Source organism: Aeromonas sp. 600948, from assembly GCF_049174875.1.
In the GTDB taxonomy this organism is placed as follows: Bacteria; Pseudomonadota; Gammaproteobacteria; order Enterobacterales; family Aeromonadaceae; genus Aeromonas; species Aeromonas veronii_A.
The window spans coordinates 39141-58174 of record NZ_JAAKTY010000024.1; the positions used below are offsets into that span (position 1 = coordinate 39141).

Here is a 19034-nt window from a genome sequence, read left to right on the forward strand (position 1 = left end):
CAGCCAAGCCAGATTAGTAGCCATTCATAGCCAATATATTGAAAAATAATGGGATAACGCCGCGATAATCCAACCATTCGGTACGATCAGGTACTGCGGCAGCCACAAAAACAAAAGCCCCCGGCAAAACCGGGGGCTGCGTCATCCAAGCGGGGATCCCGTCAGATAAATTCGTAGGCGTCACCGAAGATGCGCTCCGGCTCGGCGCCGAGGATCTTGAACTCCTCACGCGCGGCCCCCGCCATCTCGAAGCGACCGGCGACATAGATGTCGTAGTCGTGGAGGCTGACGAAGTCATCCATGATCGCCTTGTGCACCAGTCCGCTCTTGCCGGTCCAGTCAGCATCCGGCTCCTGCACCACCGGGATAAAGGTGAGCGGCGCATAGTCACGCTCCCACTGCTGCATCTGCTCCAGTTCGTAGAGCCAGTGAGCCTGACGCACCCCCCAGTAGAAGAACACCGGGCGCTTGCTGCCTGTGTCGATCAGATATTCCAGAATGGAGCGGGCGTAAGAGAAGCCGGTGCCGCCCGCCATCAGGATCAGCGGACGGGGAGACTCATCGCGCAGGAACGCCTTGCCAGCCGGCAATTCGACCTCGATCTCCCCCTGCTCGCGCATGCGGGCCAGCACCTGACCGGCATAGGCGTTCTCGGGAGTGGCACCAATTTGCAGCTCCAGCACGCCCGGGCGGGTCGGCGAGTTGGCGATGGAGAAGGGGCGCTTGTCCGAATCGCTCATCACCACCAGCAGATACTGGCCCGGCTTGAAGCTGATCGCTTGCTGCGGCGTCAGAGCCACATGCCAGATGGTGTCGACATATTCGCGCAGTTCCTCTACGCGGCATTTGATACGTTGCATTCTTGTCCTTGTGGCGGGCTCGCTCGGCCCGCTTCGCTCATTGTTTCACTATGGAGTGACGACCAGCAGCCCTGGCCCCGTCAGTCGAGAATACTCAAATCAATGCGGATCGCATCACTTTTTGCAGCAAAGCTGTCATGTTTGCCTCATCCGAGGATATTGAGCTCATCCCAGATGGCATCGACCTTCTGCTTCACCGCCTCATCCTGAACTATGGGCTGACCCCACTCCCGATTGGTCTCGCCCGGCCACTTGTTGGTGGCATCCAGCCCCATTTTGGAGCCGAGGCCGGAGACCGGCGAGGCGAAGTCCAGATAGTCGATCGGCGTATGCTCGATCAAGGTGGTGTCCCGTGCCGGGTCCATCCGGGTGGTGATGGCCCAGATCACATCCTTCCAGTCGCGGGCGTTGACGTCATCGTCACACACCACCACGAACTTGGTGTACATAAACTGGCGCAGGAAGGACCAGACTCCCAGCATCACCCTCTTGGCGTGGCCCGGGTAACGCTTCTTGATGGTCACCACCGCCATCCGGTAGGAGCACCCCTCCGGCGGCAGATAGAAGTCCACAATCTCGGGGAACTGCTTCTGCAGCAGCGGCACGAACACCTCGTTCAGCGCCAGACCCAGTACCGCCGGTTCATCGGGTGGACGGCCGGTGTAGGTGCTGTGATAGATGGCATCGCGCCGCTTGGTGATGTGGGTGATGGTAAAGACCGGGAACTCGTCCACCTCGTTGTAGTAACCGGTGTGGTCGCCATAGGGCCCTTCCGGCGCCATCTCACCCGGCTCCAGATAGCCTTCCAGCACGATCTCGGCGCTGGCGGGCACCTCCAGATCGCAGCTGATGGCCTTGATCACCTCGGTACGGCTGCCGCGCAGCAGACCGGCAAAGGCATATTCGGAGAGAGTATCCGGCACCGGCGTCACCGCGCCGAGAATGGTCGCCGGATCGGCACCGAGTGCCACCACCACCGGGAATCGCTCGCCCGGGTGGGCCTCCTGCCACTCGCGAAAATCGATGGCACCGCCACGATGATCCAGCCAGCGCATGATCAGCTTGTTTTTGGCGATCTTCTGCTGGCGATAGATGCCGAGGTTCTGGCGCTTCTTGTAGGGGCCGCGGGTGATGGTGAGGCCCCAGGTGACCAGCGGCGCCACATCGCCGGGCCAGCAGTGCTGGATCGGGATCTGGTCGAGATCGACCGCATCTCCCTCCTGCACCACCTGCTGGCAGGGGGCGGAAGAGAGGCGCTTGGTCGGCATGTTGAGCACCTGCTTGAAGATCGGCAGCTTCTCCATCAGCTCCTTGAATCCCTTGGGCGGCTCGGGCTCCTTGAGATAGGAGAGCCAGACCCCGACCTGACGCAGAGCGCCCACATCGGGCTGCCCCATGCCCATGGCAACCCGATCCGGGGTGCCGAACAAATTGGTCAGCACCGGCATGGTGTAGCCTTTGGGATTTTCGAACAGCAGAGCCGGGCCACCCGCACGCAGGGTGCGATCGCTGATCTCGGTCATCTCCAGATAGGGGTCTATCTCGCGGGTGATGCGCTTGAGTTGTCCGTTTTGTTCCAGCTGCGCGATGAAATCACGCAAATCCTTGTATTTCATGCAAGTTCCCAACCGGGTTCAGGAGGTCACGCATTATAACCCTGGCTGCCCATCGGGTGTACCCGAATCAGGCAGCAGACTCGGTGCTGCGGGGGGGAGATCACGCTGGCCGAGGCGTCTGGCAAGGCCGGAGAGCAACTGGGGTTCATCCACCTCCATCAATAGACCGGCCACCAGCGCCCCGTATTGGCGGTTGGAGAGCTCGGCCAGCAGGTATTTCTGGGCTTGTGGCGGCAAAGGAGAGAGGGCGCTCAGCTGGCGCAGGGCCGGCTCTCTCAAACCGGGATTGCCGCTGGCGGCAATCAGCAGGGAGCTGGCCGTATTGCCATGATGGAAGCGGTTGATGGTGGCGAGTGCGCGCAGCGCATCCTGATCTGCCGGCCGCCGCCACAACATGCCATAGAGCGCCGGTTCACCTGTGCGCAGCAGCAGATGGAGCAACAGCTGATTGTCGGGCAGATAGATATTCCGGCTGGCCAGCGCTTGCGCCTCCCGCATCCAGATCGATTGCGGCAAGGCGTCGAGGGCCAGCAACAGAGCTTGCTGCTGCATGGCAATATCGGGGTTACTGCTGTAGTAGATGGACTTTAGCTGGAAGTTGCCCTGGGCAAGTTGCTGCTGATAACGCTGCACCAATGAGTGCAGTTGCCATTCGCCCAGCAACTGACGGGCCTGCGCGGCAAAATCGTAGACAGGTTGCTGCACCAGAAAACCGTCTACCTGCTGCTCCTGCAGCCACTCTGGAGCCTTGTCGGCCTGTGCCTCGACCCAGCGTTGCAACGCGGGGGACGCAGGAGCGGTAACCGGAATATCCCGCAGCAGCTGCAACAGCAGGAACTCCCGCTGCTCGCGGCTCAGGGTCGCCAGCAGAGAGTCGATGGCGGCAAATTGTCCTTGCTGCAGACGGCTCGCCAGATAGCGCTGGTGCGTTTGCAACGTCTCGGCTGTCACCGTAGCCGGAGCACTCTGCGCACAGACTGGCATTGCACTCAGCAATCCCAGCAATAACCAGACAACAGGCTTCATGACGTCTCCATCCATGCGACATCGGGATCTCATACTACTAGGGCAACCGGAAAACAGATAAACAAAAACCGCGACCAGGGCCGCGGTTTCGTCATTTTCTGACCGGACTTACTTCTGCTGGCGCCGCATGGCGTCGAAGAACTCGTCGTTGGTCTTGGTCATCGCCAGCTTGTCGATGAGGAACTCGATACCGTCGATCTCGCCCATCGGGTGGACAATCTTGCGCAGGATCCACATCTTCTGCAGCTCGTCACCAGTGGTCAGCAGCTCTTCCTTGCGGGTGCCGGAGCGGGTGATGTCGATGGCCGGGTAGACACGCTTCTCGGCAATCTTGCGCGAGAGGTGCAGTTCCATGTTGCCGGTACCCTTGAACTCTTCGTAGATGACTTCATCCATCTTGGAGCCGGTATCGATCAGCGCGGTGGCGATGATGGTCAGGCTGCCGCCCTCTTCAACATTACGCGCGGCGCCGAAGAAGCGCTTGGGACGGTGCAGGGCGTTGGCGTCCACACCACCGGTCAGTACCTTGCCGGATGACGGGATAACGGTGTTGTAGGCGCGAGCCAGACGGGTGATGGAGTCCAGCAGGATCACCACATCTTTCTTGTGCTCGACCAGACGCTTGGCCTTCTCGATCACCATTTCGGCAACCTGAACGTGACGGGAAGCAGGCTCGTCAAAGGTGGAAGCGATCACTTCACCTTTCACCATCCGCTGCATCTCGGTCACCTCTTCCGGACGCTCGTCGATCAGCAGAACGATCAGTTCACAGTCCGGGTGGTTGTAGGCGATGCTCTGGGCGATGTTCTGCAGCAGCATGGTCTTACCGGCCTTGGGCGGCGCCACGATCAGGCCACGCTGGCCTTTACCGATGGGGGAAGCCAGGTCCAGTACACGGGCGGTGATATCTTCGGTAGAGCCATTACCCCGTTCCATGCGCAGACGTTCGTTGGCATGCAGGGGGGTAAGGTTTTCAAACAGGATCTTGTTGCGGGAGTTTTCCGGACGGTCGTAGTTGACCTCATTGACCTTGAGCAGTGCGAAGTAGCGTTCGCCCTCTTTCGGTGGCCGGATCTTGCCGGAGATGGTATCGCCGGTACGCAGGTTGAAGCGGCGGATCTGGCTCGGGGAGACGTAGATATCGTCAGGGCCTGCCAGATAGGAGCCGTCTGCACTGCGCAGGAAGCCGAAACCATCGGTCAGGATTTCCAGCACACCGTCGCCAAAGATATCTTCACCACCCTTGGCGTGCGCCTTGAGGATTGCAAAAATAATATCTTTCTTGTGCGCCCGAGCCAGATTTTCCAACCCCATGGATTCGCCAAGCTTGACCAGCTCGGACACAGGAGTGTTCTTTAATTCAGTCAGATTCATAGTGGTGAAAGTCTGTAAGCAAGGATTGAAATGAGGAGACAGTCTGCTGGATTGATGCTGATCGGATTTGATTGCCAGGCTGTGGTTAGCAAAGAGTCAGGCAAAAAGGTTAGCAAACGAGCGATAAACTAGCACCAATCGGGATGAGCGTCTAGGTGATAAAACAGAAGGAGCGCATTATTGCAATGCGCTCCTCTTTAATTATTACAGGTTGCCGTCCAGGAACTCTTTCAGCTGAGTCTTGGACAGTGCACCGACCTTGGTCGCTGCCACTTCGCCATTCTTGAACAGCAAGAGGGTCGGGATACCACGAATGCCGTACTTGGGCGGAGTATCAGAGTTATGGTCGATGTTCAGTTTGGCTACGGTCACGCGACCTTCGTACTCTTGGGCAACTTCTTCCAGGATCGGGGCAATCATCTTGCACGGACCACACCACTCGGCCCAGAAGTCGACCAGAACGGCGCCATCGGCTTTGATTACATCTGCCTCGAAGCTGGCATCGCTCAGCTGAACAATCTTGTCACTCATCTCCAACTCCAGTCAGTAAATAAGGCTTTATTGACTCGTCAATAAAGGCAATAGTTGCCCTATTTGAAATGATCCTGTTTATTATTGCAAGCCTAACCTGATAACCTACCGCCATGAGCAAAACACACTTAACGACCGACAAATTCGCCCAAATGGGCCTCGAACCCGAAGTTCTGGCTGGTCTGGAATCAAAGGGATTTCACTATTGCACCCCCATCCAGGCACTCTCCCTGCCACTGCTGGTAGAGGGCCATGACCTCGCCGGTCAGGCCCAGACAGGAACCGGCAAGACCATTGCCTTCCTGGCCGCAACATTCAACTATTTGCTGACTCACCCGCTGACCAAGCCCCGTCTGGTTAACCAACCCAGAGCCATCATCATGGCACCCACCCGGGAACTGGCAGTACAGATCTATAACGATGCCGACAGCATCGCCGCTTCTACCGGCCTGAAACTCGGCCTCGCCTACGGCGGCGAAGGTTACGACAAGCAGCTGGCCGTGCTGGAGCAGGGCGTCGACATCCTGATCGGCACCACAGGCCGCATCATCGACTACTTCAAGTCCAAGGTCATCGATCTGAGCAACATTCAGGTCGTGGTACTGGACGAAGCAGATCGCATGTTCGATCTGGGCTTCATCAAGGACATCCGCTTCCTGTTCCGCCGCATGCCGCCCGCGACCGAGCGTCTGAGCATGCTGTTCTCCGCCACCCTCTCCCTGCGTGTGCAGGAGTTGGCATACGAACACATGAACCACCCGGAACATGTGCAGGTCGAGCCGGAGCAGATGACCGGCGTGCGAATCAAGGAGGAGCTGTTCTACCCCTCCAATGAAGACAAGATGTTGCTGCTGCTCTCCCTGATGGAAGAGGAGTGGCCGGAAAAAGCCATCGTCTTCGCCAACACCAAGCATGTCTGTGAAGACGTCCATGCCTGGCTGGAGAATGACGGCCACCGCGTCGGTCTGCTGACCGGTGATGTGCCGCAGAAGAAACGGATGAAGATCCTCGAGGATTTCACCAAGGGTGCGCTCGATATTCTGGTCGCCACCGACGTGGCCGCCCGTGGTCTGCACATCCCTGACGTGACCCACGTCTTCAACTATGACCTGCCCGACGACGCTGAAGACTATGTACACCGCATCGGTCGTACCGGTCGTGCCGGCAAGAGCGGTCACTCAATCAGCCTGGCCTGTGAAGACTATGCCTTCAACCTGCCGGCCATCGAGGAGTACATCCACCACGCAATTCCGGTCAGCAAATATGATCGCGAAGCGCTGCTGGATGACGTGACCCCGCCGAAACGGGTGTTCCGCAACCGTCAGCCGGTGAACCGCAACATGCGGGATCGTCAGGGCGGTGGCAACAGCAACAACCGTCGTCGTCCGCCGCGCAAGAGCTAAGGACAGGCCCGTTGCACAACTCGCCTCTCTATGCCGCCATCGACCTCGGCTCCAACAGCTTTCATATGCTGGTGGTGCGCGAGGTCGCCGGTGCCCTGCGCACCGTCGCCAAGGTAAAGCGCAAGGTTCGCCTCGCAGCAGGGCTTGATCCGGAATTTCGTCTCAGCCGTGCCGCCATGGAGCGGGGCTGGGACTGTTTGCGTCTCTTCTCCGAACAATTGCAGGACATTCCGGCCGACAATATCCGGGTGGTGGGCACCGCCACCCTGCGGCTGGCCACCAACGTCGACGAGTTCCTCAGCGAAGCGGAACGGGTGCTCAACCACAGCATCGAGATCATCTCGGGCGAGGAAGAGGCCAAGACCATCTATGAAGGGGTCTCCTGGACCTCTGCCGGGGAAGGCAACCGGCTGGTGATCGACATCGGCGGCGCCAGTACCGAACTGGTGATCGGCGAACATAGCGAAGCAAAACTGCTCAACAGCCTGCACATGGGCTGCGTCACCTGGCTCAACAATCACTTCGGTGATGGCGAGCTCTCCGAAGCCCGTTTCGAGCAGGCGATTGCCGCCGCCAAGACGGTGCTGGAGAAGGTGGCGGAAGATTACCGCGCCCTCGGCTGGCGCACCTGCGTCGGCGCCTCCGGCACGGTACAGGCGCTGCAAGAGATCATGTTGGCGCAAGGGAAGAGCGAGCGGGTCACCCTGCCGAAGTTGCAGGAGCTGATGGGTCAGGCCATCGCCTGCGGCAAGCTCGACCGGCTGCAACTGGAAGGGCTGGCGGCCGAACGGCTGACCGTGTTCCCCTCCGGCCTTGCCATCCTGATCGCCATCTTCGAAACCCTCGATATCGAGAGCATGACGCTGGCGGGTGGCGCCCTGCGCGAAGGACTGATCTACGGTCTGCTTGGCAACAATCACGACTGTGATGCCCGGGATCGCACCGCCGACAGCCTGATCAGCCGCTATCAGCTGGATAAAGAGCACGCCGAACGGGTGCGCGATACCGCCGTCGAGGCGTTCAACCAGCTGCAACCGGCCTGGCGACTCTCCAAACGCTACGGTCGCCCGATTTTGCGTTATGCCGCCCTGCTGCATGAGATCGGCCTCTGTATCGAATACAAGAAGGCGCCGCAACACGCCGCCTACATCATCGACAACATCGACATGCCGGGCTTTACTCCCGCGCAAAAGAAGCTGTTGTCGGCCCTGCTGTTCAACCAGCGGGACGAATTCAAGCTGGAACCACTGGAGAAACAGGGTGCCGTCACCGGTCGTCAGGCGATCCGGCTGGCCCGTATCCTGCGCATCGCGCTGATCCTCTGCATGCGCCGTACCCAGGGCACAGTGCCCAGCTTCACCCTGCAGGCAGAAGAGGAGTCACTGACCCTGACCCTGCCCAAGGGGTGGCTGGACGAGCACTACCTGCGCGCCAGCGAGCTGCGCCTCGAGGTAGAGCGCCAGCAGAAGATGGGCTGGCCCACCCGCCTGCTGGAAGCCTGATTGGGCCACGCCCAATCAGTGCCCCGGCGTTCCGAAAATCTCTTTCGCTGCCAACACTGGTGCTACTCAGGCCTGCACCTTGATGTTATTGGGCTGACGGGCAGATCCCGCCCTTGCGTCTGGGCCCAGCCTCCCCTTCATGACCAACGTTCGACTAGAGTTGGGGTGTCTTCATAACCAACCGGAATGGACGCCATGAAATCCTTGACTCTGATCGGACTGACCACCCTGCTCACCGCCTGCGGCGGTGGTGGCGACAGCAATAGCCAACCACAACCAGCCCAGCTCTCGCTGGCCTTCTCCGACGCCCCGGTGGATGCGGTCAGCAAGGTCTGCATCGCCGTCGCCAACATCAGCATCCACCCCGTCGCCGGCAACGAACAGATCTGGACCACCGCCAGTTTTCTCACCTCGGCCCAGGACGATGGCTGCACCCCGAGCGGCGAGACGATACCGCTCGACAGTGCAGACCGGCCGCAGTTCACCTACATCGACCTGCTGAGTTATCAAGGATCCGCCAGTCGCCCCCTGCTGTCCGGTCAGAGCGTGATGCCCGGTGACTACAGCCAGATGAGGTTGCGGATACTGGATGGACGGGAGGTCAGCAACCAATTTCTGAATGGCACCCCCTACTCCTACGTCAAACGGGATGATGGGGGGATCAAGCCGCTGGAAGTGCCAAGCAGCGAGCTCAAGCTGGATGCCTTCACCATCGCAGCAAACGGCCTCAGCGCCTTCACCACCGAGTTCGACCTGCGCCAGGCCATGGTGCTGCCCGGCCACGAGCAGTACTACAAGCTCAAGCCCAGAGGGGTGCGGCTGGTGAATAACACCCAGGTCACCATCGTCAGGGGCACGGTAGCAGCTGGCTTGTGTGGCGGCCTGCTGACCGACAAGGCTTTCGTCTACTTCTACCAACCCAGAAGTGACGACAACTACCCCGACATGGCGGACAGCGACAACGGCTTCTATGCCAGCGCGCCCGTGTTGCCGCAAAGCGGTGGCGGCTTTGGTTACGAGTTGGGATTTGTTAATCTCGGCAGCTGCGATCTGGCGCTGGTCTGCAATGGCCACGAGGACGATCCGGCGCTGGCTGGCGACCCGCTGCAACTGGAACAGGTGCAGAAAGCCCAGGCGGTGGTGGCCCCCGCCACCAGCATCAACTTCCAGTAACCGGCGACAAGAGGACAACCCGCACATGAGCACCTACCAACCCATCAGTTGCGATCTCTACGACTGGCTGGAGATCGCCGCCAGTGGGCGGACAAGATCCGCACCATCGAGGCCAGAGAAGGGATCGAGTACCTGCTGCTGCACAGTGGCGAACGGCTCAGTCTGGCGGAGCTGGTCACCATGGTGCTCAGCTGGCAGGGAGAGGAGAAGCTGATCCGCTTCGCTCCACCAGCCCAGTCAGACGGCCAATAGATGGCAAGAGGGCCAACCCCATCGGGTTGGCCCTCTTCTTTTACCCCTCGCGTGCGGCGTTATCCCGCCAGCGCCGCCATCACATAGACGTCAAAGCGGTTGCTCTTGGTCTCGATAGCCATGCTGGGTTTGTGCTCATTGAGCCAGCCAGCATAGTCCGGTCGCTTCACCACTACCCGCTTTTGTGCCATCTTCAGCGCCGCCGGCAGCAGGGCATCGGCGTCAAGATCCGGCCCCACCAGCGACTGAAACACCCGCATCTCTTTTTTCACCAGCGCCGACTTCTGTTTGTGGGGGAACATGGGGTCGAGGTAGATGACGTCAGGCCGCTCGGTTAGCCCTAGCAAGGTCTCCACCGCCGGGCCGTGCAGCAACTGCATCCGCTCGCGCACCCAGGGGCCAATCTCCGGGTCTTCGGCGGCTCGAGCCAGACCATCCTGCAGCAGGGCGGCTACCACAGGGCTGCGTTCGATCAGGGTCACCTTGCAACCAAGAGAAGCCAGAACGAAGGCATCACGCCCCAGTCCGGCAGTGGCATCCACTACGGTCGGTGTGGCGCCGGCCTTGAGCCCCACTGCCTTGGCGATGGACTGGCCACGACCGCCGCCAAATTTGCGGCGATGGGCGACGGCCCCTTCGACGAAATCCACATAGACGGCCCCCAGCTTGGGCTCATCCAGCTTGCGCAACTCCAGCCGCTCCGGGGTAAACACCAGAGCAAACAGGGGAAGGTCGATTTGGCCAAGCTGGCTGGCCAGCGCGTCTGCCTGCGCGGCCTTGGCGGGGTCTTCGAGGAGGATTTGCATGGTCTCTGGATGCGCTCTAAGTTCAGTGAAGCGAGTGTACCACAACCCCCCTCATATCCCGGAGAATCCCATGCAGCTGCTGATAGCCCTGTTGCTTGCCGCCCAGAGCAGCACCAGTCTCAAGGTATGCGGTGTAGACTGGCCCCCCTTCTCCTACGCCGAACAGGGCAAACTGATGGAAGGGATATCGGTGGAGATCCATCAGGAAGCAACCAGACGCCTCGGAATGACCCTAACCCTGCTCGAACTGCCGTGGGGGCGCTGCGAACAGTATGTGAGTACCCAACTGGCTGATGGCATCCTCGACAATGCCCCCCTCCCCGGCTGCTACCACTCTGATCTTGCTACCGCCTTCTATCCGCTGGCCGCCTATGTGCGCAGTGACAGTCCGCTACAGAACTTCTCGTGGGAGATGGCCAAGGGGCTGAAAGTAGGGATGGTCAGGGGCTATGACTATACCGACAAGATCAGGAACTTCACCGGATGGGACCCCATCAAGGCCCATTCAGACAAGCAGTTGCTGCTGTTGCTTGAGAAGAGCCGGGTTGACCTCATCATCCTCGACTACTTCTCGGCCCCCATCCTCTCCAGGGAGCAGGACGTCAAGATCCGCCCCCTCACCCCCTTTATCGACTCGACACCGCTCTACCTCTGTTTTGGCAAGCAGAAAGCAGACCTGTTGCCTGCCTACAACAAGGCGCTGCAACAGATGCTGGATGAAGGGGTACTGGATCGCATCTATCTGCGCTATCTCGGCGAGAATTACCGGACACTGCAAACGAAGCAGGCAGAGATGACATCGAAGGAGTAAACCCCCTAACTGATCTGCAGAAACATCCCCTTGTCATTGAGCTGCAGATATTCGGTGAGATCGTCATAGGCCAGCGGGCGGCTGAGCAGATAACCCTGGGTGAAGGCACACCCCTTCTGACAGAGGAAGTTGAGTTGCTCGCGGGTTTCTACCCCCTCAATCACCACCTGCATACCGAGGTTGTGCACTATGTTGATGATGCCGTCCAGCAGCATCCGATCCTGCTCGTTGAAGGGGATATGGCGCACAAAAGAGCGGTCGATCTTGACCAGATCCACCGGGAAAGAGCGCAGATAGTTGAGGGCCGAGTAGCCGGTACCGAAATCATCGATAGCCAGCTTGCAACCCGCCTCGCGCAGGGCATCGATCCGCACCCTGTGCTGATCACTGCTCTCCATCAGCAGAGATTCGGTGATTTCGATGACGATGTCGGCAGGATCGAGCCCGAAGTGCTGGATCACCTTGAGCCACTCGCTCGCCTCGGGGTCGATAGTCTGGAACTCCATGGTGGAGCGGTTGATCGACATCTGCAGATCAGGGAAGCCGGACTGCTGCAACCGAGCCAGATCCCGGCATGATTGCCACAACACCAGCGCACCCAGCCCCTGAATCAACCCCGCCTCTTCCGCCAGCGGGATAAACTCGGCTGGCGATACCTGTCCCCACTGGGGGTGATACCAGCGCACCAGCGCCTCAAGCTTGGCGACCCGACCGCTGCGGTTGTCCCAGATCGGCTGGTAGGCCATGGTTAACTGCTCCAGCTTGATCGCCTCCGCCAGATCCTGTTGCATCTGGTGGCGCTGACGCACCTCTTCCCGCATTGAGGAGCAGTAGGTACCGATCAACCGCCCCTGCCGCTTGGCGGCAAACAACGCTTGTTCGGCGTTTCGCAGCAGCTCGTCACTCTCGCTACCATCGACGGGGCAGAGGGTCATCCCCACGGTTGCCGTAACATAGAGATGCTGGTTGGCCAGCATAAAGGGACGGGTAAAGCTACCGATAACCTGCTTGGCAAACACCTCGGCCTGACGACGGGTGACGATGCCTGGCACCAGAAAGGCGAACTCGTCACCACCGATGCGGGCCACCAGGTCCTCGGTGCGCACCCGGCTCACCAGCCGGTCCGACACCTCCCGCAACAGGGCGTCACCGGCATGGTGATCCATGCTGTTGTTGACCGCCTTGAAGTTGTTGAGGTCGAGCACCATCAGGGCGAAGCGCTCGCCCCGCTCGCAGAAGCGGCTGAGACAGCGACTGAACAGCCAGCGGTTGGGCAGGCTGGTGAGGTTGTCATAGTTGGCCTGTGCGGCGATCTTCTGCTCGGCCAGTTTGGTTTGGGAGAGGTCGCTGAAGATGGCGATGTACTGGCTGATCCTGCCCCCTTCCCGCAGGGTGCTAATCATCAACTGCTGTGGATAGAGCTTGCCATTCTTGCGCTTGTTCCACACCTCACCACGCCATACCCCCACCCGCTCCAGCGCGTGGTACATGTCGGCATAGAAGGTCTGATCGTGCAGCCCCGACTTGAGCAGGCTGGGGCGCTGGCCTCGCACCTCGTCACTGCTGTAGCCGGTGATCTGCTCGAAGGCCGGATTGACCGAGATGATGCGGCTATCGGCATCACAGACCAGGATCGCCTCGGAGAGATTGTCATAGACCCGGTGGGAGAGCTTGAGCTGCTCCGCATGGCGCTTGAGAGGATCGATATTCTCCAGCAGCACCATCAGGTAGTCCGGCTGCTGCTGCTTGTCACGGATCAGGGTGACGGTTACCCGCCCCCACAGGATCTGCCCCCCCTTGCAGAAGTAGCGCTTCTCCCGGGTGAAACTGCTGCGCTCGCCACGGCGGATCTCTTCGTAGCAAACGAGGCTGCCCTGCCAATCCTCGGGATGGTTGATGTCGGAGATGGATCGCTGCAGCAACTCGTCGAGGGGATAGCCAAGCATCTGCTCGATGGCCGGGTTGGCCCAGAGGATACGGCCAGCCAGATCCAGCTTACCGATCCCCACCGGAGCCTGGAACAGCATGCTCTGCAATGCATGGGACGGTTCAGGCAGAGGGGGGGGCAGCTGTCGTTGCAGCATCAGCGCCAGCTCACGACCCGCCAACGGAGCCAGCAACCGGAGTAACCCAATCACCTTGCTCATATTGGCCTGCGGCTGACGATAAAGCAGGGCGCAGATACCTATGGTCTCGCCATCTGCATTCCTGAGGACAATCCCGGCATAGGCCTGAGGTTGCCACTCCTGTGCAAGGGGAACGTTGGCAAAGAGCTGAAGCAGACGATCGCTGAACCAGGCTTCCCCCTCCTGCCAGGTAATGGCATCGGGAGAGTCAGTCAGTGGCAGCGTCAGGGCATCGGTGTCAAGGGAGGAGGGATAGGCGGTCTGAACCGTCAGGTGGGTAGCATTTGATTCCCTGCTGGCGATCAGGACGACATCAGCCATCACAGCAGCGGCGATTTCACTCACAAAGGTATCGAAATATCCCTGGCCGCTCGAATGAGCCAGACTGGAGATGATTTGATAGACGGAATCGAGTGCTCGCCTCATGGCAAGTGGCTTTCTCTCCTTGAAGGTTAGAACACGACTCTACTGAAGAGCCGTGGGCAGTGCAAATATGCAATCAGCAAGATATTAAAAAGCCTTGAAAAAAGGGACCAAAAGGTCCCTTTTTGTCGCAGAAATCACGACTCGATCCCACTATGCCGCAAAACAGTGTACCTGCTTGAAGCTCACACAGGCGGCGGGTCAGGAATCTCAGGCAGCGATCCCGCTGTGTCGCAGCAGTGCATCCACCTTGGGCTCACGGCCACGGAAGGCTCGGAACAGCTCCATCGGCTCCTTCGAGCCCCCCTTCTCCAGAATATTCTTCAGGAAAGATTGTCCGGTGGCCGGGTTGAAGATGCCCTCCTCCTCGAAGCGGGAAAAGGCATCGGCAGAGAGCACCTCGGCCCACTTGTAGCTGTAGTAGCCCGCCGCATAGCCGCCCGCGAAGATGTGGGAGAAGCTGTGCTGGAAGCGGTTGAACGCCGGTGGCGTCATCACTGCTACCTGACTGCGCACCTCATCCAGCAGCGCCGGAAGCTGCGCCGGATTGGCCGGATCAAACTCCTGGTGCAGACGGAAGTCAAACAGGGCGAACTCCAGCTGGCGCAACATCTGCATCGCAGCCTGGAAGTTGCGGGCGGTCAGCATCTTCTCCAGCAGATCGGCTGGCAGCGGTTCGCCGGTCTCGTAGTGGCCGGAGATAAAGGCCAGTGCTTCGGACTCCCAGCACCAGTTCTCGAGGAACTGGCTCGGCAGCTCTACCGCATCCCAGGCCACGCCGTTGATGCCGGCCACGCCGGCCACATCGACCCGGGTCAGCATGTGGTGAATGCCGTGGCCGAACTCGTGGAACAGGGTAACTACTTCGTTGTGGGTGAACAGCGCAGGTTTGCCATCCACCGGACCGTTGAAGTTGCAGGTCAGGTAGGCCACCGGCTTTTGCAGCGAGCCATCCTGACGGTAGCGACGACCCAAACAAACATCCATCCAGGCCCCGCCCTGCTTGTGCTCGCGGGCATAGAGGTCGAGATAGAAGCTACCGCGCAGCTCGTCGTCGGCATCGAAGATGTCGTAGAAGCGCACGTCAGGGTGCCAGGTGTCGATGCCGAGGCGCTCGCGAACCTTCATGCCGAACACCCGCTTGACCACTTCGAACAACCCTTTCACCACCTTGTTGGCAGGGAAATAGGGGCGCAGCTGCTCATCGGAGATGGAGAACTTGTGCTGTTTGAGCTTCTCGGCGTAGTAGGCGAGATCCCAGGCGGCCAGCTCGCTCTGACCATGCTGCTCGGCGGCGAAGGCGCGGATCTCCTCCAGCTCGGCCTTGCCTTGCGGCAGGGATTTGGCCGCCAGATCGGTGAGGAAGCTCACCACCTGTTCGGTCTTGTCCGCCATCTTGGTGGCCAGGGAGAGCTCGGCATAGTTGGCAAAGCCCAGCAGTTGGGCCAGTTCGCGGCGCAGGGTGAGCAGCTCGCTCATGATGGCGGAGTTGTCCCACTTGCCCGCATTGGGGCCCTGATCGGAGGCGCGGGTGGTGAAGGCCTCATACATCTCGGCGCGCAGTTCGCGGTTGTCCGCGTACATCATCACCGGCAGGTAGGAAGGGATATCCAGCGTGAACAGCCACCCCTCTTTGCCTTTAAGTTCAGCCATCTGACGGGCAGCGGCACGCACGCTCTCGGGCAGACCAGCCAGTTCGGCTTCATCAACCACCAGCTTGTGCCAGCCCTGGGTCGCATCCAGCACGTTGTTGCTGAAACGGGAGGCCAGCTCGGAGAGGCGGGCCTGAATTTCGCCGTAGCGCTGCTGCGCCTCGGCAGGCAGACCGATGCCGGAGAGGCGGAAGTCACGCAGGGTATTCTGGATCTCCTTGCGCTGGGCGCCGCTGAGCAGCGGGAAATCATCGCTCTGGGAGAGGGCCAGATAGGCCTGATAGAGCCCTTCATGTTGACCGACATAGGTCTGGAATTCGGAGAGCAGCGGCAGGCAGGCGTCATGGGCCTCGCGCAGCGCTTCGCTGTTGAGTACGGAGTTGAGGTGGCTGACCGGTGACCAGATCCGTGACAGGCGGTCATTTACCTCTTCCAGCGGGGCAATCAGGCTATCCCAGGTATGGGGATCACGCTGGGCCAGCACATCGCTGATCTTCTGCTTGCAGTCAGCAATCGCCTGAATCACGGCAGGCTGAACCTGCTCCGGCTTGATCTGGCTGAAAGGGGGCAGTGAATCCATTGTCAGCAAAGGGTTATTCATCCCGGTTACCTCTTGTTTGGTCTTGAACAGACCGCTTTAGCAGCTCTGTATGGCTTTCTAACATGTGGCCAAGCCACGCAATAATCAAGCGGGAATCCGCCGCAACCCTGTACTTTTCCAGCCATTGCGACCCGGATCTCTGCCGTTGCTGCAGTTTTGCCATCAACAGCCAGTAACAGGATGAATCTGTGGGCCTTTTTTGGCTCTTATCGCTACTTTCAAGGGGCAAAAAGCCGCCATTTACCGGCGCCACAGCTGCCAGCCAAGTGCCGTCATGCTCAATCATGGAAACGGACAAGATGTGGTAACTGTAACAAATTATCAATATTTTTCAGTCAATTAGAATCAAAACCAACTATTGATTAATTTATTTTCAAGCATCTATCATAGGTAACCTGCCATGCAGGTCACTTGATTCTCTGTGCTGCACAGAAATCGGGTGAAAAAGGCAAAGTGACCCGAAAGGGCGCGACGCAAAGCCACCGGTCTAAGGGAAAACACCTATGACAGCGGGGCTGCCCCCGGGGACGTCCGGTCACAACCGACGCCCCATTTGCACCGTACGGAGAGACGATGAACAAACTCAAATTATCCCTGCTTGGCTGCCTGCTCGGCATGGGCACCCCCATGGCATATGCCGCCAGTGCCGGTCAGGCGATGGTTAACCCCCAGTCCGGCGTAGTGGTCGGCTACTGGCACAACTGGTGTGACGGCTCGGGCTACAAGGGCGGTATCGCCCCCTGCGTCAAGCTCGATCAGGTCAACCCGCAATACAACGTGGTCGATGTCTCCTTCATGAAGGTCTATGGCAGCGATCCCATCCCCACCTTCAAACTCGACCCGGCCATCGGCATGAGCGAAAGCCAGTTTATCGAGCAGATCGCCGAGCTGAACCGTCAGGGCCGAGCCGTGCTGCTGGCGCTGGGCGGTGCCGATGCACACATCGAGCTGCGCAAGGGTCAGGAGCAGGCCTTTGCCGACGAGATCATCCGTCTGGTGGAGACCTACGGCTTCGACGGGCTGGATATCGACCTGGAACAGGCCGCCATCACCGCCGCCGACAACCAGACCGTGCTCCCGGCAGCCCTGCGTCTGGTCAAGGATCACTACCGCGCCCAGGGGAAAAACTTCCTCATCACCATGGCGCCGGAGTTCCCCTATCTGACCCAGACTGGCGCCTACATCCCCTATATCCGCAATCTGGAAGGCTACTACGACTGGATCAACCCCCAGTTCTACAACCAGGGTGGCGACGGTATCTACATCGATGGCATCGGCTGGATTGCCCAGAACAACGATGCCCTGAAAGAAGAGTTCATCTACTACATGGCGGATTCGCTGAGCAACGGTACCCGCGGCTTCTACAAGATCCCCCATGACAAGCTGGTGTTCGGCATTCCGACCAACATCGACGCCGCCGCCACCGGCTATGTGCAGGATCCGCAGAAGCTCTACAACGCCTTCAACCGCCTCAAGAGCGAGGGACAACCGCTGCGTGGCGTGATGACCTGGTCCATCAACTGGGACATGGGCCGCAACGCCGCCGGTCAGTCCTACAACGAATCCTTCATCAAGAGCTACGGCCCCTTCATCCACGATCAGGAGATCACGCCCCCGGTCGACAACGGCAAGCCGGTATTCAGCGGCCTGAGCGATACCCGTATCAAGCAGGGCACCGCCTTTGATCCGCTGGCCGGTGTCAGCGCCAACGACAAGGAAGATGGCGACCTGACTGGCCAGATCCAGGTGGAAGGCTCGGTAGACAGCCAGCGCATCGGCCTCTACCCCCTCACCTACAAGGTGAGCGATCGCGACAACAACGTCACCGAGCAGGTACGCACCATCGAGGTCTACAGCATGAAGCCGGTATTCAACGGTGTCACCGACACCACGCTGGAACTGGGTACCGCTTTCGATCCGATGGCTGGCGTCAGCGCCCATGATGAAGAAGATGGCGACCTGACCGCCCAAATCAAGGTCAGCGGCAACGTCGACAGCAGCAAGGTCGGCCGCTACACCCTCACCTATCAGGTAAGCGACAGCGCCGGTCAGCAGGTAACCCAGCAGCGCAACGTGACCGTCAGGGAGCAAGGCGCCGTCTGTGAAAACAGCTGGGATGCCAAGAAGGTCTACGTGGGCGGCGACATCGTCAGCCACAACGGCAAGAACTGGCTGGCAGGCTGGTGGACCCAGAACGAAGAGCCGGGCACCACGGGTGACTGGGGCGTCTGGCGCGTACAGGGCGACAGCGACTGCGGCGGCACAACGCCACCCGCCGAAGGCAGCAGCGACTTCACCGTCAGCGCCATGGCGAGCGAGTACACCATAGTCAACGGTCAGGTCAGCATCCGTTTCAACCTGACCACCGCCAACCCGATACAGATCACCGCGACTCTGGAGCAGAGCGGCCACAGCCACGGTACCACCAGCAGCCAGGTGAACGGCACCAGCCCCCTGGTGCTGCAGGGCAGCAATGTGACCGACGGTAGCTACGAAGTGGTCATCACCGGTCTGGCAGATGGCCAGCAGCCGGTGGTGCAGCGCTTCCCGGTTGCGCTGACCGAAGAGAGCAGCAGCGGTGGCGAGGGTGACTACCCGGCCTACGCCCCCAACACCAGCTATCAGGCCGGTGATCGGGTCAGCAATGCCGGTGGTGACTACGAGTGCAAACCCTGGCCCTACAGCGGCTGGTGTGGCGGCTCGACCAGCCACTATGCACCGGGTACCGGCTCTGCCTGGAGCGATGCCTGGATCAAGCTCTGACCTTGCCCCAACCACTAACGGGGGCCGACAGGCCCCCGCCCATATCCTGCCCATCGGCCACGCTGCCGATGGGCAGGATGCACTGACCCGGACGGGTTAGCCCTTCTCTTTTACA

13 protein-coding genes, 1 pseudogene and 1 riboswitch are annotated in these 19034 nt (G+C 59.8%); of the genes and pseudogenes, 6 read left to right on the plus strand and 8 right to left on the minus strand.

From position 1 onward, the window contains the following. Positions 1-161: 161 nt before the first annotated feature. The 5 genes from fre to trxA all read right to left on the minus strand — a co-directional run bounded on the left by fre (position 162) and on the right by trxA (position 5407). Positions 162-860, minus strand: a complete 699-nt coding sequence (fre, locus tag G5182_RS17345; RefSeq protein WP_042054686.1) for an NAD(P)H-flavin reductase — start codon at positions 858-860, stop codon at positions 162-164. Between the two features lie 146 nt (positions 861-1006). Beyond that, on the minus strand, positions 1007-2476 hold the full coding sequence (gene ubiD, locus G5182_RS17350; RefSeq protein WP_005339421.1) for a 4-hydroxy-3-polyprenylbenzoate decarboxylase: 1470 nt from the start codon (positions 2474-2476) through the stop codon (positions 1007-1009). A 33-nt stretch (positions 2477-2509) separates the two neighbouring features. Then, positions 2510-3502 carry a hypothetical protein gene (locus G5182_RS17355; RefSeq protein ID WP_227341661.1) on the minus strand — a complete coding sequence of 331 codons (993 nt, stop codon included), beginning with the start codon at positions 3500-3502 and terminating at the stop codon, positions 2510-2512. A 108-nt stretch (positions 3503-3610) separates the two neighbouring features. Further along, entirely contained in the window at positions 3611-4876 is a 1266-nt protein-coding gene (rho, locus tag G5182_RS17360) for a transcription termination factor Rho (RefSeq protein ID WP_005342418.1), read from the minus strand. A 204-nt stretch (positions 4877-5080) separates the two neighbouring features. Beyond that, positions 5081-5407: a thioredoxin TrxA gene (gene trxA, locus G5182_RS17365; RefSeq protein ID WP_005339416.1), complete on the minus strand. Its 327-nt coding sequence runs from the start codon at positions 5405-5407 to the stop codon at positions 5081-5083. A gap of 113 nt (positions 5408-5520) precedes the next feature. On the opposite strand from trxA, the gene rhlB reads away from it, so the two are divergent. From rhlB to G5182_RS17385, 4 genes and pseudogenes are all read left to right on the plus strand, one after another. Further along, the gene (gene rhlB / locus G5182_RS17370) at positions 5521-6810 is read left to right on the plus strand and encodes an ATP-dependent RNA helicase RhlB (protein WP_005339414.1); all 1290 of its coding nucleotides are present in this window, start codon (positions 5521-5523) and stop codon (positions 6808-6810) included. A gap of 11 nt (positions 6811-6821) precedes the next feature. Beyond that, positions 6822-8312, plus strand: a complete 1491-nt coding sequence (gene gppA / locus G5182_RS17375; protein WP_227341662.1) for a guanosine-5'-triphosphate,3'-diphosphate diphosphatase — start codon at positions 6822-6824, stop codon at positions 8310-8312. A gap of 195 nt (positions 8313-8507) precedes the next feature. Next, positions 8508-9485 carry a DUF4382 domain-containing protein gene (locus G5182_RS17380; protein ID WP_227341663.1) on the plus strand — a complete coding sequence of 326 codons (978 nt, stop codon included), beginning with the start codon at positions 8508-8510 and terminating at the stop codon, positions 9483-9485. Positions 9486-9510: 25 nt separating this feature from the next. Then, positions 9511-9737 (plus strand): annotated as a pseudogene (locus G5182_RS17385) (modulator protein). Positions 9738-9796: 59 nt separating this feature from the next. On the opposite strand, the gene G5182_RS17390 reads toward G5182_RS17385, so the two are convergent. Further along, a complete protein-coding gene (locus G5182_RS17390; protein ID WP_216952437.1) occupies positions 9797-10543 on the minus strand; it encodes a class I SAM-dependent methyltransferase in 747 nt (248 codons plus the stop codon). A 70-nt stretch (positions 10544-10613) separates the two neighbouring features. On the opposite strand from G5182_RS17390, the gene G5182_RS17395 reads away from it, so the two are divergent. Then, positions 10614-11354, plus strand: coding sequence for a substrate-binding periplasmic protein (locus tag G5182_RS17395; protein WP_227341664.1), 741 nt, complete (start codon positions 10614-10616; stop codon positions 11352-11354). Between the two features lie 5 nt (positions 11355-11359). Here G5182_RS17395 and G5182_RS17400 read toward each other — a convergent pair whose 3' ends face one another. Both G5182_RS17400 and prlC read right to left on the minus strand, forming a co-directional pair. Next, positions 11360-13906, minus strand: a complete 2547-nt coding sequence (locus G5182_RS17400) for a putative bifunctional diguanylate cyclase/phosphodiesterase (RefSeq protein WP_216952439.1) — start codon at positions 13904-13906, stop codon at positions 11360-11362. Positions 13907-14113: 207 nt separating this feature from the next. Next, on the minus strand, positions 14114-16156 hold the full coding sequence (prlC, locus tag G5182_RS17405; RefSeq protein ID WP_216952442.1) for an oligopeptidase A: 2043 nt from the start codon (positions 16154-16156) through the stop codon (positions 14114-14116). Positions 16157-16593: 437 nt separating this feature from the next. Then, a riboswitch (cyclic di-GMP riboswitch) is annotated at positions 16594-16679 on the plus strand. 50 nt (positions 16680-16729) lie between these two features. Between prlC and G5182_RS17410 the strand changes: the two genes are divergently transcribed. Then, a complete protein-coding gene (locus tag G5182_RS17410; protein ID WP_321537284.1) occupies positions 16730-18919 on the plus strand; it encodes an immunoglobulin-like domain-containing protein in 2190 nt (729 codons plus the stop codon). The last annotated feature ends 115 nt before the right edge of the window (positions 18920-19034 follow it).